Here is a 25,139-nt window from a genome sequence, read left to right as displayed (position 1 = left end):
ATCGCTGATCAAGCTGTCGGTGGGGCCCCTCGGTCGACGTCGCGGGACGACTGCCCGGCCGGGGATCGTCAGCGGTGAGCCGGACACGGGGGCTCGCATCAGGATCCATGCAGACGATCCTGACGGGGCCCCGCCGGCCAGGCAAGGCCATCAGGCCCCCCTCACTCCCCGCCCAGCTCCTCCCGGAGGATCCGCGCGCCGGCCACGAGCGCGGCGGTCTTGTCCCGCGCCACGGAGCGAGCCAGCGGCGCCATGCCGCAGTTGGTGCTCGCGATCAGCTTGTCCGCGTCCACGAACTCGAGGGTCTCCCGGAGGGTCGCCGCGACCTCCTCGGGCGTCTCGATCTCGTCGCTCGCCACGTCGATCGCGCCGACCATCACCTTCTTGCCGCGCAGCAGGCCGATGAGCTCCGCCGGCACCCGGGAGTGGTGCCGCTCCAGGGCGATCGTGTCGATCGTGGACTCGCGCAGCAGCGGGAACGACGTCTCGTACTGGCGCCACTCCTCCCCGAGCGTGGCCTTCCAGTCGTTGTTCGCCTTGATCCCGTAGCCGTAACAGATGTGCACGGCCGTCTCACACGTCAGGCCCTCGGCCGCACGCTCGAGCGTCGCCACGCCCCAGTCGCGGACGTCGTCGAAGAACACGTTGAACGCGGGCTCGTCGAACTGCACGACGTCGACGCCCACCGCCGCCAGCTCCCGCGCCTCCTCGTTGAGGATGCGCGCGAACTCCCACGCGAGCTTCTCGCGGCTGCCGTAGTGGCGGTCGGCGAGGGTGTCGATCATGGTCATCGGCCCGGGCAGGGTCCACTTGATGGGCCGGTCCGTCCGCGCGCGCAGGGCCTTCGCGTCGTCCACGAACACCGGCGCCGGCCGGCCCACCTCCCCGACGACGGTCGGCACGCTCGCGTCGTACCGGTCGCGGATCCGCACCGTCTCGCGCCGGTCGAAGTCCACACCGCCGAGGTGCTCGATGAACGTGGTGACGAAGTGCTGGCGGGTCTGCTCGCCGTCGCAGACGATGTCGATGCCCGCACGCTCCTGATCGGCCACGGCGAGGGCGAGCGCGTCGAGCTTGCCCTCGCGCAGCTGCTCCCCCTCGAGCTTCCAGGGCGACCAGAGCGTCTCCTCCTCGGCGAGCCAGCCGGGCTTCGGCAGGCTGCCGACGAGGGCGGTGGGGATCAGGGTGGTCATCGGGTCTCCTCGGTGTCTCGTGCGGCGTGGGCGGCGGCCCAGCGTTCCAGCAGGTCGCGGTGCGGGCCCACGAAGTGCTCCTGCGTGTACTCCCCCTGCTCCCGGCCGAGGCGGGCCCGCTCCTCGCGGTCGTAGGCGATCCGGGTCTGCGAGAAGTCGCCGTGGTCCAGGCGCGGCCGGTAGACCTCGCCGGCCCCGGCGTTCGCGTTGTAGATCTCCGGCCGGTAGATCCGCTGGAAGGTCTCCATGGTGGCGATCAGCCCGGCCAGGGAGAGGTTCGCGTGGTCGTTGAGCAGGTCGCCCCGCGAGTAGAACGCCAGCGGCGCCACGGCCCCGCGCGGCAGGAAGCACCGGATCCCCAGGCCCATCCGGCCGAAGTAGCGGTCCGTGCGGGAGGGCTCGTCCTGGCGGTACTCGACCCCGAGCACCGGGTGCTCGTTCGTCAGCCGCCGGTAGGTGCGGCTCGTCGACACGCTGATGCAGATCACGGGCGGCTGCGGGAACCGCTCCCGGTACGCCTGCGAGTCGAGCAGGTGCTGGAACAGCCGCCCGTGCAGGTCGCCGAAGCCGTCGGGCTCCTCGGTCCCCGGCGACGTCGCCGCGTGCGCGGGCAGCACCACGGAGAAGTCGTGGTCGCGGACGTAGGAGGAGAAGTTGTTCCCCACACTGCGGCCGAGCACAGCGCCCGTCGCACGCTCGACCACCCGCACGTCGAGCATCTCCATGAGCGGGAAGTCGACATCCGCGCCGTCGTCGGCGGTGAAGTGCACGTCGATCGAGACGATCTCGATCCGTGCCGTGTAGCGGTCCCGCTCCGGGTTGTCCCAGGGGGCGAGGTCGTTGAGGCGCCCGTCGATCATGGCCAGGGCGGCGCGCAGGTTCTCCCGCCGGTCCGCACCGCGGGCGAGGTTCGCGAAGTTCGTGGTGGCGCGCGTGCTGGCGGCGGGCGTGTAGTCCTCGTCGAACGGCGTGGTGTGGATGCTGAACGTCAGGTCGTCCACGCGGGTGGGCGCGGTGCTCGGGACAAGGGTGGCGTGGCTCATCGGGTCCTCTCCGGGGTGCGGGCGTGGGTGGTGCGGTGGTGGGCGGGGGCGGGACGGGGCACCGCGGACGACGACGGCGCCCCGCGGCCGGCGGCGACGCGTGCGGCGCACTCGAGGCCGGCCTCGAGGTCCGCCTGCAGGTCGGCCACGTCCTCGATGCCGACGGAGAGCCGGACCAGGTCCGTGGGGACGGCCAGGGGCGTGCCCCGCACGGAGGCGTGGGTCATCTCGGAGGAGTAGCAGAGCAGCGATTCGACCCCGCCGAGGCTGACCGAGAGCGCGAACAGCTCGGTGGCCTCGGCGAACGCGCGGGCCGCGGCCTCTCCCCCAGCCAACCGGATGGAGACGATCCCGCCGAAGCCGTCCATCTGCCGCGCGGCGAGTGCATGGCCCGGGTGGTCGGGCAGCCCGGGGTAGAAGACCTGGGCGACCTCGGGGCGGCCCTGCAGCCAGCCCGCGAGCGCGGCGGCGTTGGCGCCGTGCCGGTCCATGCGCAGGCCGAGCGTCTTGAGGCCGCGGGCGGCGAGGTAGGAGTCCTGCGGGCCGGCGACCGCACCGGCGGCGAACTGCTGGTAGGCCACCGCCTCGGCCAGCGCCCGGCCGCGGAACTCGCGGTCGGCCACCACCACGGCGCCGCCGAGCACGTCCGAGTGCCCGCCGATGTACTTGGTGGTGGAGTGCACCACGACGTCCGCGCCGAGGTCGAGGGGCCGCTGGAGGTAGGGCGAGGCGAACGTGTTGTCCACGACCAGCAGCGCGCCGGCGTCGTGGGCGATCTGCGCCCAGGCGGCCAGGTCCGCGATGCCGAGCAGCGGGTTGGACGGCGTCTCCACCCACAGCAGCGCGGTGCGGCCGGGACGGACGGCCGCGGCGACCGCCGTCGGGTCGGTGATGTCCACGGGGGTGTTGGACACGCCCCACGGCTCGAGGACGGTGGTGATGAGGCGGTGGGTGCCGCCGTAGCCGTCGCCGCCCAGCACGATGTGGTCGCCGGGGCGCAGCACGGCCCGCAGGAGGGCGTCCTCGGCGGCGAGCCCGGAGGCGAACGCGAACGCCCGGTCGCCGTGCTCGAGGGCGGCGAGCTGGGTCTCGAAGCCGTTCCGGGTCGGGTTGGAGCCCCGGCTGTACTCATGCCCGGCGCGCAGCACGTTGATGCCGTCCTGCACGAAGGTGCTGGTCTGGTAGATCGGCGGCACCACGGCGCCGGTCAGCGGGTCGGGCTCCTGGCCGGCGTGCACGGCGGTGGTGGTGAAGCCGCGGACGGCGGGGCGGGACACGGAGCGGGTGGTGTGGTGGACGGCGGTCATCTCAGCGCACCTCCTGGGTGACGGCGGCGGTCTCGGGGACGGCGGGCGTGGCGGCGGGGACGGCCGGCCCGGCGGCGGACACCGCGGCCAGGGCACGGTCCAGGTCCGCGATCAGGTCGTCGGGACACTCCAGCCCGATGGAGAGCCGGACGGTGGTCTCGGCGATCCCGGCGGCCTCGCGCTGCTGCCGCGTCAGGCGGCAGTGCGTCATGGTCGCCGGGTGGGAGACGAGGGACCGGGCGTCACCGACGTTGACCACCAGCTGGAACAGCTCGAGCGCGTCGAGGAACGGGGCCACGGCCTCGGGGCCGCAGGCCAGGTCGAAGGAGAACACCGAGCCGACGCCGTCCGGGAAGTCGCGGGCGGCCAGCGCCGCGCTGGGATGCCCGGCCACACCGGGGTGGTGCACCCGCGCGACCGCGGGGTGCCCGGCCAGGTGTTGGGCCACGGCCAGCGCGGTGGCGGTGTGGCGGGCCACGCGCAGGTCGAGCGTCTCGAGCCCCTGGATGAACTGCGCCGCGCTCGCGGGGGCGAGGGTGGGGCCGAGGTCGTGCAGGAACTTGCTGCGGGCCAGCGTCAGGTAGGCGCCACGGCCGTGCCGCTCGACCAGCGTCTGCCCGCCGTAGCGGGCCTTGGGCCGGGCCAGCTGCGGCCACCGGTCCGGCGCCGCGCCGTAGTCGAACGTGCCGCCGTCCACGATCGCGCCGCCGAGCACCGCGCCGTGTCCGCCGAGGAACTTGGTGGCCGAGTGCACGACGACGTCGGCGCCGTGCTCCAGCGGCCGGTAGAGGGCCGGCGTCGCGAGGGTGCTGTCCACCACCACCGGCACACCGGCCGCGTGGGCGAGGTCCGCGAGCGCGGGCAGGTCCGGGAGGGTGGCGAGCGGGTTGGTGATGGCCTCGAGGAAGAACGCGCGCGTGTCGGGCCGGACCGCGGCGGCCCACGCGGGCGGGTCCGCCGGGTCCGCGAAGGTGACCTCGATGCCGAAGTCCGCGAACGTGTCCGTCAGCAGGTCGACGGTGCCCCCGTAGAGCTGGCTGGAGGCGACCAGGTGCTTGTCGCCCTGCAGCAGCGCCAGCAGGGACAGCGCGACGGCGGCCTGGCCGGTGGCCGTGGCGATCGCGCCGATGCCGCCCTCCAGTGCGGCGAGGCGGTTCTCGAACACCGCGACGGTCGGGTTGCCCGTGCGGCTGTAGGTGAAGCCGGGGGTCTCGAGCCGGAACATCGATGCCGCCGTGGCGTGGTCCGGGAAACGGAACGCCGTGGTCTGGTGGATGGGCGGGACGACCGGCCGGTGGGGTGCGGCGGGCTCGTAGCCGGCGTGGACTTGCTGTGTGGCGTGACGGGGCATCTGCTCTCCTCCATCGGTCCTGGCGGTAGCACCGGGCCTGCCGTTCCCGGGGGTCCGGGTCCGGCGGGCGGGTTGCTGCGGCGTCGTCGAGCCAGATCTCTCGGCCGCTCTGGATGGGTGGTGAGCCCATCCCACGCGGTGGGCCGCCGCGAGTCCAGCGGGCGGCCGGCTCGCGCGTCACATGAGCCGCCACCGCGCCATCCAGGACCGGCCGGAGCCTCTCCGGGGCGCGGCGGGCCGTGGCAGACCCGTGTGACGGACCGGCGTGGAGGGGGGGGTGTGTCAGACTCCCGGGCATGACGCAGAGCACACCGGGCGGACCGGCCACGGGCCTGCCCGACTTCCGTCCCTCGGGCAACCAGGGCGTGGACCCGGCGCTGTACGAGATAGAGAACGCGGCCATGGACCGTGAGGGCGCCCTCTGGGCGGCGCTGCAGGAGGCGGCGCCTTGGGCCGGGCGGACGCTGCTCGACCTCGGTGCGGGCACCGGCTTCTGGCTGCCCCGCTACGCCGACGCGGCCGAGACGATCGCCGTCGAGCCGGACGTGCGCCTGCTGGGGGCCGCCCGCGCCCGCCCCGGCGGGGCGCGCGTGCTGTACGGCTCGGCCGAGCAGATCCCGCTGCCGGAGGCGAGCGTCGACGTCGTGCATGCCCGGTTCGCGTACTTCTTCCCGCACCCGCGCTGGGACGTCCGACCCGGCCTGGACGAGGTCACCCGGGTGCTGCGGCCCGGCGGCGCGCTCGTGGTGATCGACAACGACACCGAGCGCGGCCAGTTCGCCGAGCTGCTGCGGGCGAGCACGAACGCGGCGGCGCAGGGCCAGGACACGTACGCGCGCGAGTGGTGGGCCGGCATCGGGGCCGAGACCCGTGAGGTCATGAGCTCGTGGACCTTCGACTCCCGCGCCGACCTCGAGGCCGTCCTGCGGCTGGAGTTCGAGCGAGGGGTCGCCGACGCGTGGCTCGCCGAGCACCCCGCAACGACGTCGCTGAGCTACGGCTACCTGCTCCACGTGTGGCGGTGAGCACGGACCCGCGTCGTCAGACGCCTGCCCCCCGCACCCCTGACGCTGAGACGCCCCCGCCGCCGGAAGGACGGGCGCGGTGGCTGGTCGCCTCCAACGCCCTCGACGCGGGTGGCCGGTCCGCCACGGACGTCGCCCTGGACGTCCTGGCGGTGCTCCTGCTCGGCGTGGGCGCCGACGGCATGGGCGTGCTGATGACGCTCTCCGGGTTGGGATTCCTCCTGCTCGGCGTGCCCATCGGCATCGTGGTGGACCGGCACCTCAGCCCGCAGCTGCTCGCGGCCACCGGCCTCGCCAAGGCGGCGGTGCTCGGCTCGCTCGTCGTGGCGTGGGCGCTCGACGCGCTCACGTTCGGCCACCTCGCCGCCGTCATGGCCCTGCTGGGCGTGCTCACGGTGCTGGCCGAGACCACCCAGACCGCGCTCGTGCCGCGCGTCGTGCCGGCCACCGCCGTCGCCCGCCTGACGGCGCGGCTCGAGTCCGCCGACGCCGCCCTCGTGTTGATCGTGCCCGCCGCGGCGGGCGTCCTCGTCGGGTCGCTGGGCGCAGGGCCCGTGCTCGGCATCGCGACGGCGTTCCTCTTCGCGGCGGCGATCGTCGCGCTCCGGGTGCGGTTGCGGCCCTCCGCCGCGGCGGACGTCCCGGACGACGACGGGGACCCCGGCGTCGCGGACGTCCTCTCCCGCTGGGCCCGGTTCGGGAAGGACGCCGCGGAGGGGTGGACGGTCCTGCGGCGCACCCCGGTCCTGTGGCTGCTGACGATGGGGTCGGTGGCCGCCAATGTGGGCATGGCCCTCTTCGCCCCGGTCGAGGCGGTCTGGATCCTGACCGACCTGCGGCTCGGGCCGGAGTTCCTGGGCGTCCAGATCACCGCGGGCGCGGTCGGGGCACTGGCGGCCTCGTCCCTGGCGGGCCGGGCCATCGACCGCCTGGGCGAGCGCCGGTGCATCCTCCTCGGCTCGGTCGGCTGCGCCGTGGCCGTGGGGCTGCACCTGCTGGCCTACGTCGACCGCGCTCATGCCGGGCCGTGGCTGCTGGCCGGCGCGGCCCTCTGGGGGTTCATGGTCCTGCTCGGGAACATCACCCAGGCCGCCGTGACCGCCCGCGCCTGCCCCGAGGGCACGCTCGGGCGGGTCACCGCGATGCGCCGCACCCTCACCCGGGGCTCCGTGCCGCTGGCGACCCTCGCGGGAGGTGCGCTCGGGGCGACGCTCGGGGTCGGCTGGGCGCTCGCGGGGTGGCAGGTCCTGGCGGTGGTCTCGCTGGCCGCCGTCGTGCCGGCCGCGCGGTGGGTGGATGCGGGGCGCGACGACGTCGACTGAGGCCGAGACGCTGACGCGGACGCCGAGGTCGCTTAATGTGTGGCCATGGTCAGCCGCCCCGTGCTCCAGCAGCCGGTCGTCGACGCCGCCGACATCCGTTCCGTCGCGGAGTTCTACCGCGAGCTCCTCGGCCTCCACTACCGCGCGGGCGACGAGCTCGCGGACGGCCGCGAGCCGGACAGCGCGGACTGGCTCGTGCTGCTGGACGACGACGGCCGCCGCGTCCTGACATTCCAGCGCACCGAGGAACTGAAGCCCAGCACGTGGCCGTCACCCGAGGTGCCGATGCAGCTGCACCTGGATTTCACCGTGCCGGACCGCGATTCCCTCGACGCGGCCCACGGCCACGCCCTGCGCCTGGGCGGGCGCCTCGTCCAGGACCGCTCCGACGACGAGGACGAGCCCCTGTACGTGTTCGCGGACCCGGCCGGCCACCCCTTCTGCGTCTTCGTGGGGTGAGCGCGGCAGACCGCGGCACGGCTCAGTGCCGTCGGTAAGGTCGTCGGGTGATCCCGCAACCCACCGATCGACTCACGTTCCGGTGCATGACCGACGCTGACCTCGACGACATGTGCCGGCTCCTCGGAGACGCGGAGGTCATGCGCTACTACCCGCGAGCCAAGTCGCGCAACGAGGTGCAGCGGTGGACCCGACCCGGACGCGGCCGATCCGATGGGCCCGATGCCCCACGACCCCTCCTGGGCCGGCGGCGGGGACGACTCCCTGCTCCAGCGCGCCGCCGAGACCGCCCGCGACCTGCTGCCCGGCAAGGACTGACCCGGGGGCCTCCGGCAGGAGGGCCAGGGGTGGGCGTGTCGGCCTGACCCTTGGTTGACTTGCGACGACGTCGGCCCACCCCACCCCGGGCGCCGTCGGACAGGGGGCGCTCACCCGGCGCCCCTCCCACCACGCCTGAGGAGGGCACCCATGGCTGATCAGCAGATCCCCGAGACGAAGAACTCCGACGCCCCCGGCGACCAGGACCAGGCCGCGCAGCAGGCGCCCGCCGAGGTCGACGGCCTCGCGGCCAAGGCCGAGCAGTCCGAGAAGGAGACCGAGGAGAACGACGAGGGCGGCTACGGCCACTGACCGACCACCTCGTCCCACCGACGACGCCCCGGGTGCCGCGCGCATCCGGGGCGTCGTCGCGCCCGGGGGGGCGTCAAGGTCGGCATCCGATGCCCCATCCCCTTGCACCCACCGGCAGTCGATGACTGAGTGTCACTCAGAGATATATCCCTCAATGATTCTCGGGGAGTGGCGGGACCCCGATGATCCGCATCTCCACACCACGTTGAAGAAGCTCAGGGATGCCGGGTTCATCGAGGAGTTCGACGGCGACGACGCCCGACGCGTCCATCGCCTCACCCCCGGGGACGCGGCGTCCTGATGAGCGACATCGAGCGCCGGCGCGGAATCCTGGCGATGGCCGACCAGATCATGGAGACGACATGAGCACCACACGCATGAGCAGTGGGCCGGCCTTCACCCCGGAGAAGGACCTCGCGAGGTTCGAAGACACGGCCCGCCGCGGCCAGCGGCTGACCGGGTTCTCCCTGGCCGCCCACGGCTGGCGCTTCGAGGACGCCGAGCCCGAGGACGTCGTCTTCGACATGTCCTACGAGACCGACCCCGACGACCACCACTTCGACCTCTTCCGGGCCGCCGGCTGGACGCCCGCGCTCACCTACGGCCACATCCGCCTCTTCAAGGCCGCCCCCGGTACCACCCCCGTCCACACCGGCACGGAGTCACGACTCGAGGAGGCGCTCGGCAACCGCGCCCTGTTCCTGCGGTACACCGCAGTGACGATCGCCGCCGTGCTCCTGGTGGTGCTGGCGATGGCGGCCGCCGACTGGCCTCTTGCGGCGGTGCTCGCCACCGTCGCGGGCCTCTACGTCCTCTCCTTCACGGACCTCGAATGGCGAGGACTCATCGGCTGGGGGCTCTTGCTGCTGGGTCTGGCGTTCCACATCGTCCGGTTCGGGCTGAAGCCCCCGTCGGACCCGGACCGGCGCCGATGACCACCGCGCCGGCCGAGGCGGCGCGCACCGCCGTCGTCGAGCCGCCGCCCGGCTACGCGGTGCTGGGGTGGGCGTTGGTGTTCGTCACGGCGCTCCCCTTGGTCCTCTTGCTCGTGCTGGATCAGGCCCTACGGTCGGCGGGCATCCTCGTGATCGCCGCGGTGAGCCTCGGGCTGGTCGTGTGGCTGAGCCAGGTGGCGTTCCTGCGCGCCCGCATCGAGCTCGCGGCGGACCCCGCCGCCGGCGTACTCCGCCTCCGGGCCCCGCTGTACTCCCGCGAGCTGCCCCTGGACTCACTGGCCACGGTGGAGGTCCAGGACGACGTCGGCCCGGGCGTCGCCTACATCAACTGGCCGGTGACGGGGCGGGCCCGCTCCCGCCGCGGCGTGCGCCTGGACCTCGGCGGCCCCGCCGGGCTGGTCCTCACCACCCACGACGGACAGCGGTTCACTGTGGTGACCCCGGATCCAGAGACGGCCGCGGAGCTGCAGGCGACGGTGACCCAGGCGACGTCGAGCGGCGACGTCCGGAATCGACTGCAGAAGTGACCCCTCTGACGCCCGCTGACACCCCCAGAAGGGTCACTTCCGCAGTCGATTCTCAGGTGTGCGCGCGACGCCCGTCCGTCGCACCCGCCCCCGCCCGCCGCATCGGCACGTGCGGGATGCCGTCCTCGAGGAACTCCGGCCCGTCCGGCGCGTAGCCCCAGCGGGCGTACCAGTGCGCCAGGTGGGCCTGGGCGTCCAGCACGCTCGGCCGCCCGCCGATCCGGGCGACCGCCTCGTCCAGCAGCGCCCCGGCCAGGGCCCGGCCCCGCGCGTCGGGGTGGGTGACGACGCGGCCGATGCGGGCGACGTCGCCGTCGTCCAGCAGCCGCAGCGTGGCGACGGGCGTGCCCGCCTCGTCCTCGACCCACAGGTGGACGGTGGCCGGCTCGAGGTCGCGGCCGTCCAGGTCCAGGTAGGGGCAGTCCTGCTCGACGACGAACACCAGCGACCGCAGCTGCCAGAGGCGGTAGGCCGTCGTCCGGTCGAGCTCGTCGAAGCCCGCGGCATGGACGGCAGGGGCGGGGCCGGGTGTGGCGGCGGGCGGCGTGGGGGCGGGGCGCTCGGGCATGAGCCGATGGTGCCACGGGAGCGTCCGACGCCCGGCGCCCGACGTGCTCCTGAGTGCTCCGGCGTCGCCGAATCCACTGCGGAACTGACCCTTCTGGCGACCGCCACCGCCCTCAGAAGGGTCACTTCCGCAGCGGATTCTCAGCCGTCCTCGCGGCGCAACGGCACCGGGACCGGCTCGGGCTGCGGCTCCCCGGTGGTGGTGGCCGCGAGCACGCCGTGTGCCGCCGCGGTCAGCACGGCGGCGAAGAGTCCCACACCCAGCGCCGTGGCGGCCCCGTCCGCGAGCAGGGGGATCACCATGCCCGGCACGATCGCGACCCCCACCATCACCACCGCGAACCACGCCGTACTCCCCCGGCCGGCGTAGAACACCTGACGCCCCGCCTCCTCCTGGTCCACCCGGTGGTGCACGTCGCGCAGGGCGAGGGCCACGCCCAGGAGGCACGCCGTCAGCAGCCCGACCGCCCATCCCAGCCCCAGCTCGTGCCGCAGTCCGGACACGACGCCGGCGCATCCCACGAGCGCCGCCGCGACGGCGATCCGCACGTGCCAGACCTTCTCCCGCTCCATCCCGTCCATGGCCCCACCCTGTCAGAGCGCGGGACGAAGGGCGAGGCGGCCGCAGGACCTCCCCTTCTGCTCAGGACCGTGTCCTGAGGACGCGGTCCTGAGCACGACGTGAGGTCCGGAGGAGCAGCGTGCTTCAGGGAGCCTGCCGCCTGCCCTCCAGCCGGGCCAGCACCCACTCCCACTGCCGCGGCGTGCTCAGGCGCAGCACCGGCGCCCCCTCCGCCGCGGCCTCCCGCTCCCGGGCCCATGCCCGCTTGCGGTCGAACGTGGCGGCGTGCCAGCGCAGGATCGACTCCTCCCCGAGCACCCGACGCCAGGACTCGCGGTTGCCGTTGCACATCTCCCCCTGCCCCACCACCCGGCGGATCGTGCGCCGCACCAGGCGCGTGAAGGTCCGGGCCCGCGAGTAGTCCAGGGCGATGACGACGTCGGTCCGCTTCATGACCATCGGCCGGTAGAAGCCGTAGGCGGAGTCCAGCACCCAGGCCTCCCCCGCCGTGACCGAGTCCGCCAGGGCGGTCTGCTCGGCCTCCGGCCGCGGGACCCAGCCCGGCAGCCAGCCGAACTCCTCGTCCACGAGGGTGACCGGCAGGCCGAGCACAGCGCCGAGCCGCACGGCCGCGGTGGACTTCCCGGCCCCCGTGACCCCGTGGAACAGGACGCGGCGGGCCTGCCGCACGTGGTCGATCGAGGCGGAGGGCATGGGAGGAGGCTAACGGCCGTGACACGATGGCCCCGGTCGCACACAGCAGGAGGGGAACGATGACACAGGTGCACACAGGCAACGCTCACAGGCAGATCGTGGACGGCCAGCGCGTCCGCGGGATCAGCCGGGCGGGTCATCCGGTGGTCTTCGGCGGGCTGATCGGGGTGGTCGGCGGCATGGCCTTCCTGCTCGCCGGGATCGCCGGGTTGCCCGGCGACGCTCAGAGCATGCTCCGCAGTGCGGCGGTCGCCCTCGCCGTCTTCGCCCTCGCGGCGGTCCTGCTCCGCCGCCGGACCCTGCCCGCCCTGCCGCCCCCGGCGCAGATCGCCCTGGTGGCGGCCGTGGTGGGCGCGCACTTCCTGCCGTTCGCGCGCGCGTTCGGCGCGCCGGTGTTCCGGTGGATCGGCGGGTCGATGCTGGTCCTGGGCCTGGTCGGCGCCCTGGCGGCGATGCTCCGCGTGCCCGCCGCGGGACCGGCCGGGGCCGCGGCGGCCGGCGCGGCGATGCTGCTGATCGTGGCGGGGCAGGCCCTGCGGCAGGGGGCGCCCGCCCCGGGTGACAGACTGCGCGCATGACCGACGCCCCCTCCCGCGCCGAGGCCAACCGGCGCACCTACGACGACGCCCGCCTCGCCGCGATCTACGACGTGGACAACCCCGCGGGCGAGGACCACGCGTTCTTCCGCCGGGTCGCGGACGAGGTCTCGGCCGCGCGGGCCAGCACCCGCATCGTCGACCTCGGCTGCGGCACCGGCATCCTGACGGTGACGCTCGCGGGCCCGGGGCGGGACGTTGTCGGGATCGACCCGGCCGAGGCCATGCTCGCGGCGGCCCGCGCGCGCCCGGGCGGGAACGGCGTCGAGTGGCGACACGGGGATGCGGGGCTGATCGCGCCGGACTCCGCCGACCTGGTGGTGATGAGCGGCAACGTGGCCATGCACCTGGTCGACGACGACTGGCACGCGTCGCTGCGGCGCATCGGTGCGGGGCTCGTGCCCGGCGGCCGCCTGGTCTTCGAGACGCGCAACCCCGTCCGGCGCGCGTGGGAGGGCTGGCAGCAGGACCCCACGGAGCGCACGATGCCGGCCGGGCGGGTCCTCGAGTCGGAGCGCACCTCCGCCCCGGACCGGCACGGGGTGGTGACGATGCGCGTGCGCACCGAGTTCCTCGACTCCGGGGAGGTGTCCGAGGTGGACCAGCACCTGCAGTTCCGCTCCGCGGAGCAGGTGCGCGCGGACCTGGCCGCAGCGGGGCTGCGGGTGGAACGGCTCTCCGGAGACTGGCACCGCACGGCCTTCGACCCCGCCGAGCACCCGCTCATGGTGGTGGAGGCGGTGCGGGACTGACCGGGCGGTGGACGGCGAGCCCCTATGCCCCTCAGCCCCCGAACCCGACCGCCGTGTCCGGGGTGAGGTCGCCGTCGCGCAGGCCCTCCAGCACGAGCCGCTCGTAGTCCGGAATCGGGCTCGGCAACGAATCCAGGGGGAACTACTCCAGGTGGGGGGCCTTGCCGGGCTCGCAGATCCGCGGCTCACCCGCCCAGGACCGGCAGGCCCAGAACCAGTCCACGCGCTGCTCGCGCGGGGTGTCCGTGCCGTCCGTGCGCTGCATGACGGTCAGCAGCTCGAGGGCAGCAGGCTCGATCTCGACGCCGAGCTCCTCCGCCGTCTCCCGGACCGCCCCCTGCCGGGCCGCCTCCCCCGGCTCCACGTGCCCGGCGGCGCCCGCCACCCAGAACCCGTCCATGTACCCGGTGTGATGCCGGCGCTGCAGCAGCACCTCCCGTCCCCGCAGCAAGAGGACGTAGGAGGAGGGCACGAGGGCGAAGGAGTGGGCGGCCATGGGCACCATCATCGCCTCACGGGACCGCCACTGCGGCCGGTGCGTGGATGACGCCCGTGACCTGGGCATTCGCTGGGAACTGCCGCTAGCGTGGGCGCCATGGCCTCCCCCTCCGTCACGGCTCGGCCCGTCGGCCGCCCCGCCCCCGACCTCCACCGCCGCCTGCTGCTGTCCGGGATCCTCTTCGGGGTGGGCGTGGCCGCCTTCGTCGACGAGGTCGTCCTGCACCAGCTCCTGCACTGGCACCACTTCTACGACCTGTCCACCGCGGCCGTCGGCCTGGTCTCCGACGGACTCTTCCACGCCTTCGGCTGGTTCGCCGCCGTGGCCGGGCTGTTCCTCTTCGCGGACGTGCGACGCCGCGGCGGCCCCGGCGTCGGCCGGTGGTGGCCGGCGGTGCTGATCGGCGCGGGCGCGTTCCAGGCGTGGGACGGCACCGTCCAGCACAAGCTCATGAGGATCCACCAGATCCGGTACGAGGTCATCCCCACGGAGCTGCAGGGCACCGGCCCGTACGCGCCCGTGGACGACATCCTCGTGTACGACCTCGTGTGGATGGCCATTGCGATCGCCTTCCTCGTGATCGGCACCCTGGCGTGGCGGCGCGGCTCCCGCCGGGCGGCCGCCCGTACATGAGCACCCCGGCGGGATCGGGGCGGAGCTCGGCGCCCAGGCGGCGAGCGCCCCGTTCCCGCTGGCCGGCGTCGTCATCGGCGGCGGACTCCTGCTGTTCCTGGTCGCCTATGCGGCGCTGGTCCGCGCCGGACGACGCCGGGGCCGCGCCTGGTCCGACGCGCGCACCCTGAGCGCGGCCGCGGGGGTGGTGGCCGGCGTCGTGGCGGTGGGACCGCTGGGGGTGCTCGGCCACCACGACTTCACGGCCCACATGTGGGGGCACCTGCTGCTGGGCATGCTCGCCCCGCTGCTGCTGGTGCTGTCCGCGCCGGTGACCGTGGCCCTGCGGGGCCTGCCCGTGGCGTGGGCGCGGCGGCTGTCCCGGGTGCTGTCCACGCCGTACGTGCGGGTGGTCTCGTACCCGGTGGTGGCGGGGCTGCTGAACATCGGCGGGCTGTGGCTGCTCTACACCACACCCCTGCACGCCTGGATGCATGCCTCCGCGGTGGGGCATCTGCTGGTGCACGTGCACGTGCTGCTGGCCGGGTGGGTGTTCACCGCCGCGATCCTGCAGGTGGACCCGGCACCGCACCCGCACGGACACCCGCTGCGGGCAGGTGTGCTCGTGGCGTTCCTCGCGCTGCACGCGATCCTCTCCAAGCACGTCTACGCGCATCCGCCGGCGGGCGTGGGCGTGGCGGAGGCCCAGGCCGGCGCCCAGCTCATGTACTACGGCGGCGACTGGATCGACCTCGTGCTGATCGCCGTCTTCTGCCTGGACTGGTACCGCCGCACCGCGCCGGTGCGGTCGGGGCGGGGCGGTGTGGTGGCCCGGGCGGCGTCCTGAGAAGACCGCTCGATGTGCTCAGGACCGCGTCCTCATGACGCGGTCCTGAGCACAGCAGGCGGTCGCGGGGATCCTGCGCCCCCGCCCGCGCCCCGGCTCAGTCGAGTCCCGCGGCCAGCTCGTCCAGGAAGGCCTTGAGCTCCTCCCGCTGTCCGGCCGGCCCGGGGTAGAGGTCGGCCATGCGTGCGGGGATGTCGGCGGCGGCCTCGCGCAGGTCCCGGCCGGCGGGGGCGAGGGAGATGAGGCGACGCCGCTCGTCGTCGGCGCTGCGGGCACGGGTGACCAGGCCGGCGTGGTCGAGGCGGCGCAGCAGCGGGGTGAGGGTGCCGCTGTCGAGTCCCAGGCGCGCGCCGATGTCGTTCACGCCCACCGGCCCGTCCTCCTGCCAGAGCACCAGCATCACGAGGTACTGGGGGTAGGTGAGGCCCAGCTCCTCGAGCAGGGGCCGGTAGGCGCGGGTCACCGCCCGGCTGGCGCGGTAGAGGGAGAAGCACAGCTGGCGGTCGAGGTCGAGGGGGGTGACGTCCACCCGGACAACCTACCCCGCAGACAACTCGATTGCACACAACCTGATCGCGGACTACCTTGGACCGTGGCCGCCGTCGAGCGGCCCCCGGCACCCCGGGCCAGACACCGTCAAGGAGCACACCGTGATCGAGATCGAGATCGAGCCCCTCTACACCACCGAGGCCATCGCCACGGGCGGCGGCCGCAACGGCCACGTCCGGACCGCGGACGGCCGCGTCGACATGGACCTGGCGATCCCCGCCGAGATGGGCGGCAGCGGCGACGGCGCCAACCCCGAGCAGCTCTTCGCCGCCGGCTACGCCGCGTGCTTCCACTCCGCCCTGCAGAGCGTCGCCCGCCAGGCCAAGAAGAAGCTCGGCGACTCCTCCGTGGGCGCCCGCGTCTCGATCGGCAAGGCCGGCGAGGGCTTCGGCCTGGCCGTCACCCTCGAGGTCGTCATCCCGGACCTGCCCCAGGACGAGGCGCAGCAGCTCGCCGACGCCGCCCACCAGGTCTGCCCCTACTCCAACGCCACCCGCGGCAACATCCGCGTGGACGTTCAGGTCGTCGACGACTGACCGCTCGGCGCGGCGGCCTCCGCGGCCACCCGCGGATCCGAGGGCTGGAGCACCATCACCAGCAGGGCGATCGCACCGAGCACGGGCAGCAGCGCCAGGAGCAGCCAGGCGCGGCTGAGCCCGGCGTCGTGCAGGCGCCGGGCCGTCAGCGCCCAGGCGGGCACCAGATGGAGCAGGCCCCAGACCCCCGAGAAGGCCTGGTAGGCCTCGGTCATCGAGTCGACGGCGGGGACGCTGAGACCGCTGACCGCGAAGCCGGGGAACACGACGGCGGAGGGGGCGGCCGTCGTCGTGTCCGCCCCGAGGGCCTCGAACAGGAGGGTGATGCCGAGGGACAGGTACAGCACCACCCACCAGAACTCGGCGCGCCCGCCCCGGCCGCCGAACTGCGCGTAGCGTCCGTAGAAGCGGCCCACGGCCCGGAGGAACGTCATGGCCGAATCCTGGCCCATGAGGTGGCCCGAGTCGATGCCCTCCCGCGTATCCGCACGTCAGGGCGCCGGTAGCCTGGCGCGCATGCCCTCCCCCTCCGGCTGGCAGGCCCAGCACGACGCCGACTACCGCGCCCACTGGCACGCCCTCGCCGCCCGCGCGGACCCCGACGCACTCACGTGGGTGGTGCTGGGCGACTCGGCCGCCGTCGGGATCGGGGCCGAGAGCGTGGAGCGCACGTACGTGGCCCAGGTGGCCGAGCGGGTGGCCGCCGAGACCGGCCGGCCCGTGCGGGTGGTGAACCTCGCCGTCAGCGGGGCCATGGCGAAGGACGTGCTCGCCGACCAGCTGCCCCTCATGCCGGCGAGCGGGGTGGACGCGGTGACGTGCGTCGTCGGCGGCAACGACGTCACCTGGGCTTGGCGGTTCCGCGAGGCCGCCTTCGAGGAGCCCCTCGAGGCGATCGCCCGCGCCCTGCCCGCCGGCGCCACGCTGGGCCTGGTCCCGACGTTCCGCATCCCGCCGTTCGAGGCTCGCGTGCGCCGGGCGAACACGGTGGTGCGGCGGGTGGCCGCCCGGCACGGCCTCGGCGTGGCGGACGTGCACGCGGCCACGTGGCGGCGGAATCTGAGGCACCAGGTCAGCCGCCTGGCCCGGGACCTGTTCCACCCCAACGGCGCCGGCTACGAGGACTGGGCCGCGGCGGTCGCCCCCGAGGTGCTGCGGCAGGTGCGGGGTCAGGCACCGGCCGCCTGAGGACTCCTCCCCGCCGCGCGCGAAGCGCACATCCGGCGTCCCTCACACCGGGGGCTAGACGGGGACCCATGCGATGCCTAGTCTCCCCTCACGCACTGCACGACGACCGGTCGGGCCGGCGTCCGGGAGCACGGGCTCCCCCGACCGACGGAGGTCCGCCTTGACCCCCTCACCCCCTTCCCTCCGCTCCGCCCGCCATGCCCTCCCGGCCACGACGGCGGCCCTGACCCTGGCCCTCACGCTCGCCGGCTGCTCCGGCGGCGGGGGCCCAGCGACGGCGTCCGGCACCATACCCTCCCCTGCGGCGTCCTCCGACACGACGCCGTCCCCGTCGAGCACGTCCGAGACCACCACGCCGTCCGCGGGCGGGCCAGCCTCCGGCACCACGGCGCCGAGCACTCCGGCGCCGGCCTCCGGGAGCGCCACGCAGGGTTCGGGCGGCGGCTCCACCGCCGGTGCCGGGTTCGTGCCCGAGGGCGCCGATCCCGCCAGGAACGGGGCTCTGCCGTTGAGCGAGGGCTTCCTCGCCGCCCTCCCGGAGGCCGCCGTCACGCACCGGGCGGGCAGTCCGACGGAGGACCCCCTGGCCCGGGCCCTGGAGGGCGTCGAGCTGCCCGGCACGCCCACGACGGACGTCAACGTGATCGCCTCCGAGCTGCAGGGCCTCCAGACCCCCGGGGAGGGGGGCGCGGCGATGGGCGGCGAACGCCCCGAGGGCACCCTGCGCCTGATGCTGCTGTGCGACGACCCGGACGCCGGCCCGTCCTCGGTGGGCATCCTCGGGGCGGACGGCTTCGCCGCCTACCAACCCCTGGGGTGGTCGGACCGCTGCGGCGGATACGTCGTCATGGTGCCGGAGTCGGACGCGGAGGACCTGGTGGTGAGCGCCGAGGCCCCCGAGGGCACCCGGTACCGCCTGAGCGTGATCACGGACCACGATCCGGTGGCCAACTGACCCCACCATCCCCGGGGCATCCTCTCCGGCAGGCCCTCCTGGATCCGGCAGGCCCTCCCGGAGCGGGGCCTGCGGACAGGCGGGCGGGGCCGCGTCCCCACGACGCGACCCCGCCCTCCTCCATCCACGGGCCGGCGGCAGGTGCCGGCCCTGGCCGTCAGCGTCCCCACGACGCCCCCGGCCGCCGACCGGGCACCCCTCCCCACGAAGGGCGCCCGGCCGGAGTCTCGTCACACGATCAATGGTCGTGCCCCTCGTGGCCCTCCGAGGGCTCGGCGCCGTGGTCGTGGCCCTCGTGGCCGTCGTCGTCGTGGTCCTCGTCACCGTGCGCGCCCTCCTCGGGCTTCACGGACTCCGGCTGGCCGGTGACCACGGCCATCTCGACCGGGGCGAACTCCAGGTCCTTCTCCAGGACGGTCTCACCGGTCTCCAGGTCCACGGCCACGAGCCTCCGGTTCTCCGCGTCCGTCACGTAGGCGGTGTTCCCGGCGACCTTCAGGATCGGACCGGGCTCCTGCCACTCGTCCTTCTCCTTCCACGGCTCGATCACCGGGTACTCGGCGGTGACCTCACCGGTCTCCTCGTCGATCACGGTGACCTCGCCGTCGTAGGTCAGCACGACCGCGGAGCCGTCCTCAGCGCGGCCGAGCGAGCGGAACCAGTAGGACGAGCCGAGGTCCACGGTGGTGAGCTCATCGGTGCGGGTGTCGATGAGGGCGATCCCCGTGGGCCGCTCGACGGCTTCCTTCGGCTCCTCCTCGACCTTGTGATCACCCAGGACGATGGGTGAGTCATGCAACCCGAACAGGTTCCCGGAGCGCTGGTACTCGGTCTCGACGTCCACCTTGTGGAACTCGCCGTCCCGGTACACGACGGGCCCGTTCTCGCAGCCCATCACGACGACGTCGCCCGCCTCCGTCGGCTGGGCCGCGGCCTCGCCGTGACTGCCGGGGCAGTCGTCGGTCTCGGCCGTGACCTCGCCGGTCTTCGGGTCGATCACCTGGAGCGTGTTCCGGGAGTCCTCGGTGCCCTGCGTGGTGAAGAGGGTGCCGTCGGAGAGCTCGAGCGCCACGCCGTGGTGCGGGTCCTCGGTCTCGGCCTCCGTCATGACGGGCATGAGGTCCGGGGTCGCCTTGTCCAGGTGGGTCGAGTCGAAGGTGCGGATCGCGCCCGTGCCGTCCGCGAAGAGGGTGGTCTTGCCGTTGTGGGTGACGACGTGGCCGGGATGCTCACCCGGGAACGTTACGCCGGTCATGCCGGGCGCGGACTCGTAGTGGTGGAAGTGATCGCCGTGGGCCTTGGCCTGGATGCCGGTGGAGAACACCTCCCAGCCCTTCCCGGTGGTCACCAGGACGTCCTTGCCGTTGCCGGCGTTGCTCAGCCGCGTGAAGCCCGTGATGTCCTGCTCCTTCACCACCTCACCGGACTCGGCGTCGAGCAGCGTGAGCCCGTCCTCGTGCGAGAGCAGGATGCGCGGCGTCACCGCGGAGACCTCGGTGGCCCGGGCCGGGTCGACGCGGTCCTCCGCGGAGACGGAGGAGGCCGCCGTCGCCTCACCCGCCGGCGACTCGGAGCCGCCCGCGGCGGAGGCGGGTGCCGACGTCGGGCCGGACGGGTCGGCGTCCGCGCCGCACGCCGTCAGGGCGATGGCCGCGGCGGCGAGGGTGGCGGAGAAGGTGGCGGTGCGCGTGGAACGGCGCTGCGGGGCGAAGTGGGACACGGGGGGCCTTTCACGAGAGCGAAAAGATGCGACTGATTCACAATAAAGACTGTTGCGGATGATTCGCAATACTGCGGTGGACCCCGCCCCGTCATCCCGGCGGCGCCGACGGCGCGCCCCCGTCGGGGGAACCGGCACGTGACGCCCTCGAGCGCGCGGCGACCCGCCTGTTCGAGGTGGGCGGGGCCTCCGCGACGCTGCGCACGCGCGGGCTGGACCGGCATGGGCGCAATGCGCGGGTGCTGGTCAGCCACAACCCGCTGATCTACCGCGCCCGACTGCTCGGCGACCGGGCCGTCAACGGCACGCCGCTCGGGCGCCACTACCGGCTGGGCGGCTGAGACGTCGGGCGGTGCGGCGCGCGGCGGAGCCCGTCAGGCCAGGCCGCGCGCCGCATGCCAGGCGGCGATCCGCTCGAGCGCCTCGTGGACGGCGTCCGGGCCGGCGGCGAAGGAGAGCCGGACGGACTCGGGCCCGTGGACGGCGTCGAAGTCGTCGCCGGGGGTCAGCGCGACGCCGGCCTCCTCCAGCAGGGCGGCGCAGTAGCCGACGGCGCTGCCGAACTCCGCCAGCATGCCCGGGGCGAGACGGGCCCAGAGGTAGAAGGCGCCGTCGGCGGGGGCGGCGTCGGCCCAGCCGAGCCGGGGCAGGGCGGCCAGCACGACGCCGCGCGTCGCCGTGAAGCCGCCGGCCTGCTCGGCACAGAACGCGTAGGACTCCTCGCTGAACGCGTGGACGGCCGCCTCCTGGGCCGCGGCGGGCGGGCAGAGGGCGACCGAGCCGGCGAGGCCGTCGACCGCGGCGGCGAGGTCGTCCGGCATGAGCATCCAGCCCAGCCGCCAGCCGGGCATGCCCCAGTACTTGGAGAACGAGCTGACCACGAGCGCGGTGCGGGAGGTGCGCCATGCGCAGGCGCCGGGCCCCTGCCCGTCCGTGTGCACGATGCCGTGGTAGATCTCGTCCGAGACGAGCCGCACACCGCGTTCCTCGCACCAGCGGGCGAGTTCGGCGAGCTCGGCGGCGCTGACCATCGTGCCCGTGGGATTGGCCGGGGAGGCGAGCACGAGCCCCGCGACCGGGCCCTCCGCGAGCGCCGCCTCCAGGTGGGCGACCGTGGGCTGGTAGCGGGTGCCGGCGTCGACGTCCACGTCCACCACCTCCACCCCGAGCGCCGTGAGGATGTTGCGGTACGCGGGGTAGCCGGGGCGTGGCAGGAGCACGCGGTCCCCCGGGGGGAACGCCGCGAGGAAGCCGAGCATGAACGCCCCCGAGGAGCCCGTGGTGATCGCGACCTGCTCGGGGCGCACGTCGAGCCCGTACCAGCGGCGGTAGTGGCCGGCGACGGCGGCCCGCAGCTCCGGCAGGCCCAGCGCCGGGGTGTAGGTGAGGGCACGGCCGGAGGCGTGGACGGCGGCGGCCGCGGCGTCGACGGCGGGCGGGGCGCCCCCGCCCGGCTCCCCCGCGCACAGGCTGACGACGTCGTGGCCGGCGGCACGCAGCTCGGCGACCCGGCCGAGGATGCTCATCACCGTGAACGGCGGCACCTGCGACCGGGCGGACGGCGCGAAGGCAGGGGCGGCGGTGCTGGAACGGGACGGGCGACGCATGGCCCGAGGCTACCCCCCGCTTTCGTTCGGGAAACGGCGCCCCGGGGACGACTTTCGTTGACGAAACGGGCGGGCGGGACGCCGTTTCATCAACGAAAACGTCGCGACACGCCGCCGTTTCCCGAACGAAGACGTCCGGCCCGCCTCGCGCGGCCCTCACTCCTCGGCGCCGAGCATCTCCCGGATGTCCTCGGCGGTGAGGGAGTCGGTGAAGGCACCGGCGCCGGAGTCGTCGGACTCGTCCATGAGCGCACCGAACAGCTCGGCCTTGCGCCGCTGCAGCTCGAGCACCTTCTCCTCGATCGTCCCCTCGGACACGAGCCGGTAGACCATCACGGTCCGCTCCTGCCCGATCCGGTGCGCCCGGTCCACGGCCTGCGCCTCCGCAGCGGGGTTCCACCACGGATCCATGAGGAACACGTAGTCCGCCTCGGTCAGGGTCAGGCCGAAGCCGCCCGCCTTCAGGGAGATCAGGAACACCGGCGCCTCGCCCTCGCGGAAGCCGCGGATCACGTCGGCGCGCCCGCGCGTGGAGCCGTCGAGGTACGCGTGCTCGATCTCCAGGTGGTCCAGCTCCTCGGCGATCACCCGCAGGAAGCTCGTGAACTGGCTGAACACGATCACGCGGTGCCCCTCGCCGATCACCTCGGTGAGGTCGTCGAGGAACCGCTCGAGCTTCGAGCTGGGCACGGAGGCGTACTGGTCGTCGACGATCTGCGGCGCCAGCGCGAGCATCCGCAGCAGCGTGAGCGACGTGAAGATGGTGAACCGGTTGCCGTCCATGTCCCCGAGCAGGCCCAACACCTTGCGGCGCTCGCGCTGGAGCACGCGGTCGTAGAGCTTGCGGTGGGCCGGCTCGAGCTCCACCTGGAGGATCTGCTCCTGCTTGGACGGCAGGTCCTTCGCCACGAGCTCCTTGGAGCGGCGCAGCATGAACGGGCGCACGCGGCGGCGCAGGGCCGCCATCCGCTCGGGGTCCCCCCCGGTCTCGATGGGGGTCACGTAGGTCTCGCGGAACCGGCGGTGGCTCGGGAACAGGCCCGGCACGACGACGCCCAGCAGCGCCCACAGGTCGCTGAGGGAGTTCTCCATCGGCGTGCCGGTGATGGCCAGCCGGAAGGGGGCGCGCAGGTCGCGGGCCACCGTGTGCACCTTCGCGGCGCGGTTCTTCAGGAACTGTGCCTCGTCGAAGACCACCCCGCCCCAGTCGAGTCCGCCGTACTGGCCGGCGTCGATCCTCAGGAGCGTGTAGCTGGTGACCACCACGTCCGCCCCCGCCACCTCGTCCGCCACGGCGGTGCCGCGCTTGCGGGTGGTGGTGTCCAGGACGCGCACGTCGAGGTCCGGGGTGAACTTCTCGGCCTCGGCCGCCCACACGGACACCACGGAGCTCGGCGCGACCACGAGGAACGGCGGCCGCTCGGGCCGGGCCTGGCGCGCGTGGGCGAAGAGCGCGAGGGTCTGGACGGTCTTGCCCAGGCCCATGTCGTCGGCCAGGATCCCGCCGAGGTCCTGCTCCCACAGGAACGCGAGCCAGCGCAGACCCTCCTCCTGGTAGGGGCGCAGGTCGGCCTTCAGGCCGGCGGGGCGCGGGGCCTCGGGGAGGCGCTCGACGGCGGCCAGACGCCCGACGGCGGCGGTCCACTCCGGGTCCTCGTCCACCTCGTCCGCGAGCTCCTTGAGGTCCTCCCAGAAGCCGACCTGGTGCCGTGAGACGGGGGTGTGCTCCGGGGTCCACTCCTGCAGGGTGGCGGCCTCGGAGAGCAGGGCGCGCAGCCGGTCGAAGGCGGGGTGGTCGAGGCCCAGGTAGGAGCCGTCCGCGAGGATCAGCGTGGTCCTGCCCTGCACGAGCGCGGTGAACAGCTCCACGAACGGCAGCACGTGCCCGTCCACGGAGACCTGCACGCCGAGGTCGAACCAGTCGTTCTGCGTGGCCTTCGTGCCGACCTCGATGCGCGGGGCGGCCTTCAGCTCGCGGTAGTCGGGGCGGTCGCCGGTGACGTCCACGCGCACGTGGTCCGCGCGCTGCAGCAGCGGCAGCACCTGCTCGGAGAACCGGGCGGCGCCCACGCCCTCGAGGACCTGCTCCTCCGCACGGCCGGCGCGCGGCCAGAGCTCGGCCACGGCGCGCAGCACCGCGTCCTCGTGCCGGGTGTCCCGCAGGGGGTCGCCGCCGGCGTCGAGGCCGAGTTCGCGGGGCGGGTCGAAGTAGAGCCAGGACCAGCGCAGCACGAGCTCGTGGCCGGGTCGGAAGTCGGCGCGCAGCCGCAGCACGGGCGGCTCGAACTCGGGCAGCTCCACGGAGGCGTCGCCGCTGGTCACGGGCAGGGCGCCACGCAGCCGCGGGTAGATCCGGCCGAGGAACTCCTCGCGGTCCGCGGCGGGCACGCGCACGGGCCCGCCGGCGAGCACGAGCTGCTGCACGGCCTCGGGGACGGGGCGTGCGGCGGGGATCAGGTGGAGCACGGCCTCCTCGTCCGTGAGCTCCACGCGGTAGAAGCCGATGCCTCCCACGGCGTGCACACCGCTCAGCCCGGGGCCGGGCGGGGCCGGGTCCAGGGACGGGGCCACGTCCAGACCGCCGTCGGGGGCGCGGGTGACGTCCAGCCCGACGGCGACGGGCGCCTCCAGCACCACGTCCGTCAGCAGCCCCAGCGGCACGAGCTCCACCCCGACCTCGCGGGCCTCCGCGAGCAGCTGCCAGATCCGCGGGGAGTCGAAGACGTGCAGACCGAACCAGGCGTCGCCCGGGTAGGAGTCCTCGGCCTGGACCTGACGCCAGATCAGGCGCATCGCCCGCTCCTGGGCGGGGGCGAACTCGGCGCGCGGGAACTGGAACGCCTTCCACGTCAGCCCGCCCTTGATCCACGTCCCCTTGGCCCCGCGCTTGAGCGGGCGCACGGTCACGTACAGCGGGCGGCCCTCGCGCACCTGCTCCTCCCCGGCGGTCGCCGGGCCCCACTGCTGGAACGCGTTGCGGGAGGACTCGGCCACGAGCTCCACGCCGATCGCCAGCGCGGGCGGCGTGCCCACCCGGCGCGGGCCGTGGAGTCCGGCCAGCGGCTCCATGACCCGTCGCCAGTCCAGGCCGGCAGGGGGTGGGGGTGCCGCCCCGTCCGCGGCCGGGGCGTCGAGGCCGGCCGGGCCGCCGCCGTCGTGGCCCCGGCCGGCGGGCGCGGGCAGCGCGTCCGCCGTGGTGACCATCTCGGCGAGCTTGCGGCGGGCGTCGTCGAGGGCCTGGTCGGCGTCGAGGCGGACCACCTGGTAGAGCGCGGCGGCCACGTGCTTGCAGTCCGTCCCGACCGGGCACGTGCAGCGCCCGCCCACCGGCTCCATGAGGGCGCCGGCGCCGTCCTCGGCGGCGTCGTCGTAGGCCTCCTGCAGCTGCACCTGCACCCGGTAGGGGCTGGGCGCGGTGCCCTGGACGGAGGCGCTCAGACGGCCGGTGGCGGCGTCATAGCGCAGGCGCCCCACGGCACCCGACGCGGCCACGGCGAAGCCGCGGTCCGCACTGGTGGGCCCGACGACGGCGCGGATGGCCTCGGTGCGCAGGTGCGGCAGGACGTCTCCGGAATCTGCAGTGGCCATAGCGAGCAGTCTTTCACGGACCGTGCCGGGCCCG

Annotated in this window: 27 protein-coding genes and 2 pseudogenes; 16 read left to right on the top strand and 13 right to left on the bottom strand. The window is 74.2% G+C overall.

Annotation, left to right across the window (positions count from 1 at the left end; translation table 11 throughout):
• Positions 1-161: 161 nt before the first annotated feature.
• The 4 genes from G6R13_RS10390 to G6R13_RS10375 are packed head-to-tail and all read right to left on the bottom strand — an operon-like array spanning position 162 to position 4,894.
• Positions 162-1,193, bottom strand: coding sequence for a methionine synthase (locus G6R13_RS10390; protein WP_036314939.1), 1,032 nt, complete (start codon positions 1,191-1,193; stop codon positions 162-164).
• Positions 1,190-2,236: a DUF1852 domain-containing protein gene (locus G6R13_RS10385; protein ID WP_052520042.1), complete on the bottom strand. Its 1,047-nt coding sequence runs from the start codon at positions 2,234-2,236 to the stop codon at positions 1,190-1,192. Before G6R13_RS10385 ends, G6R13_RS10390 begins: the two co-directional genes overlap by 4 nt.
• The gene (locus G6R13_RS10380; protein WP_041103384.1) at positions 2,233-3,543 is read right to left on the bottom strand and encodes a cystathionine gamma-synthase; all 1,311 of its coding nucleotides are present in this window, start codon (positions 3,541-3,543) and stop codon (positions 2,233-2,235) included. Before G6R13_RS10380 ends, G6R13_RS10385 begins: the two co-directional genes overlap by 4 nt.
• Position 3,544: 1 nt before the next feature.
• Complete coding sequence (locus G6R13_RS10375) at positions 3,545-4,894, bottom strand: PLP-dependent transferase (RefSeq protein WP_020626562.1); 1,350 nt, start codon at positions 4,892-4,894, stop codon at positions 3,545-3,547.
• 296 nt (positions 4,895-5,190) lie between these two features.
• Here G6R13_RS10375 and G6R13_RS10370 point away from each other — a divergent pair, with 296 nt between their 5' ends.
• From G6R13_RS10370 to G6R13_RS12360, 8 genes and pseudogenes are all read left to right on the top strand, one after another.
• Positions 5,191-5,919, top strand: a complete 729-nt coding sequence (locus tag G6R13_RS10370) for a class I SAM-dependent methyltransferase (protein ID WP_041103385.1) — start codon at positions 5,191-5,193, stop codon at positions 5,917-5,919.
• Entirely contained in the window at positions 5,916-7,241 is a 1,326-nt protein-coding gene (locus G6R13_RS10365) for an MFS transporter (protein ID WP_240335738.1), read from the top strand. Before G6R13_RS10370 ends, G6R13_RS10365 begins: the two co-directional genes overlap by 4 nt.
• Positions 7,242-7,286: 45 nt before the next feature.
• Positions 7,287-7,700, top strand: a complete 414-nt coding sequence (locus tag G6R13_RS10360; RefSeq protein WP_060775191.1) for a VOC family protein — start codon at positions 7,287-7,289, stop codon at positions 7,698-7,700.
• Positions 7,701-7,747: 47 nt separating this feature from the next.
• Positions 7,748-7,882 (top strand): annotated as a pseudogene (locus G6R13_RS12460) (GNAT family N-acetyltransferase); the annotation flags it as partial.
• Positions 7,883-8,168: 286 nt separating this feature from the next.
• A complete protein-coding gene (locus tag G6R13_RS10350; protein ID WP_153239435.1) occupies positions 8,169-8,330 on the top strand; it encodes a hypothetical protein in 162 nt (53 codons plus the stop codon).
• Positions 8,331-8,451: 121 nt separating this feature from the next.
• Entirely contained in the window at positions 8,452-8,631 is a 180-nt protein-coding gene (locus G6R13_RS10345) for a hypothetical protein (RefSeq protein ID WP_158184041.1), read from the top strand.
• Between the two features lie 61 nt (positions 8,632-8,692).
• Entirely contained in the window at positions 8,693-9,265 is a 573-nt protein-coding gene (locus G6R13_RS10340) for a DUF2812 domain-containing protein (RefSeq protein ID WP_049145701.1), read from the top strand.
• Positions 9,262-9,813, top strand: a complete 552-nt coding sequence (locus G6R13_RS12360; RefSeq protein WP_225348748.1) for a hypothetical protein — start codon at positions 9,262-9,264, stop codon at positions 9,811-9,813. The genes G6R13_RS10340 and G6R13_RS12360 overlap by 4 nt, the downstream gene beginning before the upstream one ends.
• A 52-nt stretch (positions 9,814-9,865) precedes the next feature.
• On the opposite strand, the gene G6R13_RS10330 is transcribed toward G6R13_RS12360, so the two are convergent.
• From G6R13_RS10330 to G6R13_RS10320, 3 genes are all read right to left on the bottom strand, one after another.
• Positions 9,866-10,381, bottom strand: a complete 516-nt coding sequence (locus tag G6R13_RS10330; RefSeq protein WP_049145708.1) for a GNAT family N-acetyltransferase — start codon at positions 10,379-10,381, stop codon at positions 9,866-9,868.
• 140 nt (positions 10,382-10,521) lie between these two features.
• Positions 10,522-10,962 carry a hypothetical protein gene (locus G6R13_RS10325; RefSeq protein WP_010080019.1) on the bottom strand — a complete coding sequence of 147 codons (441 nt, stop codon included), beginning with the start codon at positions 10,960-10,962 and terminating at the stop codon, positions 10,522-10,524.
• Positions 10,963-11,086: 124 nt separating this feature from the next.
• Positions 11,087-11,656 carry an adenylate kinase gene (locus G6R13_RS10320; RefSeq protein ID WP_049145716.1) on the bottom strand — a complete coding sequence of 190 codons (570 nt, stop codon included), beginning with the start codon at positions 11,654-11,656 and terminating at the stop codon, positions 11,087-11,089.
• 59 nt (positions 11,657-11,715) lie between these two features.
• On the opposite strand from G6R13_RS10320, the gene G6R13_RS10315 reads away from it, so the two are divergent.
• Positions 11,716-12,234 (top strand): hypothetical protein, encoded by a 519-nt coding sequence (locus G6R13_RS10315; RefSeq protein ID WP_163721637.1) that lies wholly within the window; start codon positions 11,716-11,718, stop codon positions 12,232-12,234.
• Entirely contained in the window at positions 12,231-13,004 is a 774-nt protein-coding gene (locus G6R13_RS10310) for a class I SAM-dependent methyltransferase (RefSeq protein WP_163721635.1), read from the top strand. Before G6R13_RS10315 ends, G6R13_RS10310 begins: the two co-directional genes overlap by 4 nt.
• 142 nt (positions 13,005-13,146) lie before the next feature.
• On the opposite strand, the gene G6R13_RS10305 is transcribed toward G6R13_RS10310, so the two are convergent.
• Positions 13,147-13,500, bottom strand: a complete 354-nt coding sequence (locus tag G6R13_RS10305) for an NUDIX domain-containing protein (protein WP_225348749.1) — start codon at positions 13,498-13,500, stop codon at positions 13,147-13,149.
• A gap of 99 nt (positions 13,501-13,599) precedes the next feature.
• Here G6R13_RS10305 and G6R13_RS10300 point away from each other — a divergent pair, with 99 nt between their 5' ends.
• Positions 13,600-14,136, top strand: a complete 537-nt coding sequence (locus G6R13_RS10300; RefSeq protein WP_163721633.1) for a DUF2243 domain-containing protein — start codon at positions 13,600-13,602, stop codon at positions 14,134-14,136.
• Positions 14,137-14,149: 13 nt separating this feature from the next.
• Positions 14,150-14,962: a cytochrome c oxidase assembly protein gene (locus tag G6R13_RS10295; protein ID WP_163721648.1), complete on the top strand. Its 813-nt coding sequence runs from the start codon at positions 14,150-14,152 to the stop codon at positions 14,960-14,962.
• Positions 14,963-15,059: 97 nt separating this feature from the next.
• Here G6R13_RS10295 and G6R13_RS10290 read toward each other — a convergent pair whose 3' ends face one another.
• Positions 15,060-15,491: a MarR family winged helix-turn-helix transcriptional regulator gene (locus G6R13_RS10290; RefSeq protein ID WP_012751108.1), complete on the bottom strand. Its 432-nt coding sequence runs from the start codon at positions 15,489-15,491 to the stop codon at positions 15,060-15,062.
• A gap of 136 nt (positions 15,492-15,627) precedes the next feature.
• On the opposite strand from G6R13_RS10290, the gene G6R13_RS10285 reads away from it, so the two are divergent.
• On the top strand, positions 15,628-16,047 hold the full coding sequence (locus G6R13_RS10285; protein WP_205521359.1) for an organic hydroperoxide resistance protein: 420 nt from the start codon (positions 15,628-15,630) through the stop codon (positions 16,045-16,047).
• Here G6R13_RS10285 and G6R13_RS10280 read toward each other — a convergent pair.
• A complete protein-coding gene (locus G6R13_RS10280) occupies positions 16,029-16,481 on the bottom strand; it encodes a DUF805 domain-containing protein (protein WP_061866797.1) in 453 nt (150 codons plus the stop codon). The two genes, G6R13_RS10285 and G6R13_RS10280, sit on opposite strands and share 19 nt — an antisense overlap.
• Before the next feature lie 82 nt (positions 16,482-16,563).
• Here G6R13_RS10280 and G6R13_RS10275 point away from each other — a divergent pair, with 82 nt between their 5' ends.
• Entirely contained in the window at positions 16,564-17,235 is a 672-nt protein-coding gene (locus G6R13_RS10275) for an SGNH/GDSL hydrolase family protein (protein ID WP_010080009.1), read from the top strand.
• Between the two features lie 508 nt (positions 17,236-17,743).
• Positions 17,744-18,190: a hypothetical protein gene (locus G6R13_RS10270; protein ID WP_098094159.1), complete on the top strand. Its 447-nt coding sequence runs from the start codon at positions 17,744-17,746 to the stop codon at positions 18,188-18,190.
• A 238-nt stretch (positions 18,191-18,428) separates the two neighbouring features.
• On the opposite strand, the gene G6R13_RS10265 is transcribed toward G6R13_RS10270, so the two are convergent.
• Entirely contained in the window at positions 18,429-19,910 is a 1,482-nt protein-coding gene (locus G6R13_RS10265; protein ID WP_163721631.1) for a PQQ-binding-like beta-propeller repeat protein, read from the bottom strand.
• A gap of 155 nt (positions 19,911-20,065) precedes the next feature.
• Between G6R13_RS10265 and G6R13_RS10260 the strand changes: the two are divergent.
• A pseudogene (locus G6R13_RS10260) lies at positions 20,066-20,251 on the top strand (acyl-CoA dehydrogenase); the annotation flags it as partial.
• Positions 20,252-20,284: 33 nt separating this feature from the next.
• On the opposite strand, the gene G6R13_RS10255 reads toward G6R13_RS10260, so the two are convergent.
• Positions 20,285-21,517: an aminotransferase class I/II-fold pyridoxal phosphate-dependent enzyme gene (locus G6R13_RS10255; protein ID WP_163721629.1), complete on the bottom strand. Its 1,233-nt coding sequence runs from the start codon at positions 21,515-21,517 to the stop codon at positions 20,285-20,287.
• 156 nt (positions 21,518-21,673) lie between these two features.
• Complete coding sequence (locus G6R13_RS10250; protein ID WP_036340482.1) at positions 21,674-25,105, bottom strand: DEAD/DEAH box helicase; 3,432 nt, start codon at positions 25,103-25,105, stop codon at positions 21,674-21,676.
• Between the last annotated feature and the right edge of the window lie 34 nt (positions 25,106-25,139).

The sequence above is a fragment of the Micrococcus sp. Alg238-R198 genome, assembly GCF_900537135.1.
Classification (GTDB): domain Bacteria; phylum Actinomycetota; class Actinomycetes; order Actinomycetales; family Micrococcaceae; genus Micrococcus; species Micrococcus luteus.
This window is presented reverse-complemented; position numbering and strand designations above follow the sequence as displayed.

Excerpts from the sequence above, each read along its gene's own strand:
- G6R13_RS10390 (WP_036314939.1), bottom strand. The coding sequence starts at position 1,193 with ATGACCACCCTGATCCCCACCGCCCTCGTCGGCAGCCTGCCGAAGCCC.
- G6R13_RS10385 (WP_052520042.1), bottom strand. The coding sequence starts at position 2,236 with ATGAGCCACGCCACCCTTGTCCCGAGCACCGCGCCCACCCGCGTGGAC.
- G6R13_RS10380 (WP_041103384.1), bottom strand. The coding sequence starts at position 3,543 with ATGACCGCCGTCCACCACACCACCCGCTCCGTGTCCCGCCCCGCCGTC.
- G6R13_RS10375 (WP_020626562.1), bottom strand. The coding sequence starts at position 4,894 with ATGCCCCGTCACGCCACACAGCAAGTCCACGCCGGCTACGAGCCCGCC.
- G6R13_RS10370 (WP_041103385.1), top strand. The coding sequence starts at position 5,191 with ATGACGCAGAGCACACCGGGCGGACCGGCCACGGGCCTGCCCGACTTC.
- G6R13_RS10360 (WP_060775191.1), top strand. The coding sequence starts at position 7,287 with ATGGTCAGCCGCCCCGTGCTCCAGCAGCCGGTCGTCGACGCCGCCGAC.
- G6R13_RS10350 (WP_153239435.1), top strand. The coding sequence starts at position 8,169 with ATGGCTGATCAGCAGATCCCCGAGACGAAGAACTCCGACGCCCCCGGC.
- G6R13_RS10345 (WP_158184041.1), top strand. The coding sequence starts at position 8,452 with ATGACTGAGTGTCACTCAGAGATATATCCCTCAATGATTCTCGGGGAG.
- G6R13_RS10340 (WP_049145701.1), top strand. The coding sequence starts at position 8,693 with ATGAGCACCACACGCATGAGCAGTGGGCCGGCCTTCACCCCGGAGAAG.
- G6R13_RS12360 (WP_225348748.1), top strand. The coding sequence starts at position 9,262 with ATGACCACCGCGCCGGCCGAGGCGGCGCGCACCGCCGTCGTCGAGCCG.
- G6R13_RS10330 (WP_049145708.1), bottom strand. The coding sequence starts at position 10,381 with ATGCCCGAGCGCCCCGCCCCCACGCCGCCCGCCGCCACACCCGGCCCC.
- G6R13_RS10325 (WP_010080019.1), bottom strand. The coding sequence starts at position 10,962 with ATGGACGGGATGGAGCGGGAGAAGGTCTGGCACGTGCGGATCGCCGTC.
- G6R13_RS10320 (WP_049145716.1), bottom strand. The coding sequence starts at position 11,656 with ATGCCCTCCGCCTCGATCGACCACGTGCGGCAGGCCCGCCGCGTCCTG.
- G6R13_RS10315 (WP_163721637.1), top strand. The coding sequence starts at position 11,716 with ATGACACAGGTGCACACAGGCAACGCTCACAGGCAGATCGTGGACGGC.
- G6R13_RS10310 (WP_163721635.1), top strand. The coding sequence starts at position 12,231 with ATGACCGACGCCCCCTCCCGCGCCGAGGCCAACCGGCGCACCTACGAC.
- G6R13_RS10305 (WP_225348749.1), bottom strand. The coding sequence starts at position 13,500 with ATGGCCGCCCACTCCTTCGCCCTCGTGCCCTCCTCCTACGTCCTCTTG.
- G6R13_RS10300 (WP_163721633.1), top strand. The coding sequence starts at position 13,600 with ATGGCCTCCCCCTCCGTCACGGCTCGGCCCGTCGGCCGCCCCGCCCCC.
- G6R13_RS10280 (WP_061866797.1), bottom strand. The coding sequence starts at position 16,481 with ATGACGTTCCTCCGGGCCGTGGGCCGCTTCTACGGACGCTACGCGCAG.
- G6R13_RS10275 (WP_010080009.1), top strand. The coding sequence starts at position 16,564 with ATGCCCTCCCCCTCCGGCTGGCAGGCCCAGCACGACGCCGACTACCGC.
- G6R13_RS10255 (WP_163721629.1), bottom strand. The coding sequence starts at position 21,517 with ATGCGTCGCCCGTCCCGTTCCAGCACCGCCGCCCCTGCCTTCGCGCCG.
- G6R13_RS10250 (WP_036340482.1), bottom strand. The coding sequence starts at position 25,105 with ATGGCCACTGCAGATTCCGGAGACGTCCTGCCGCACCTGCGCACCGAG.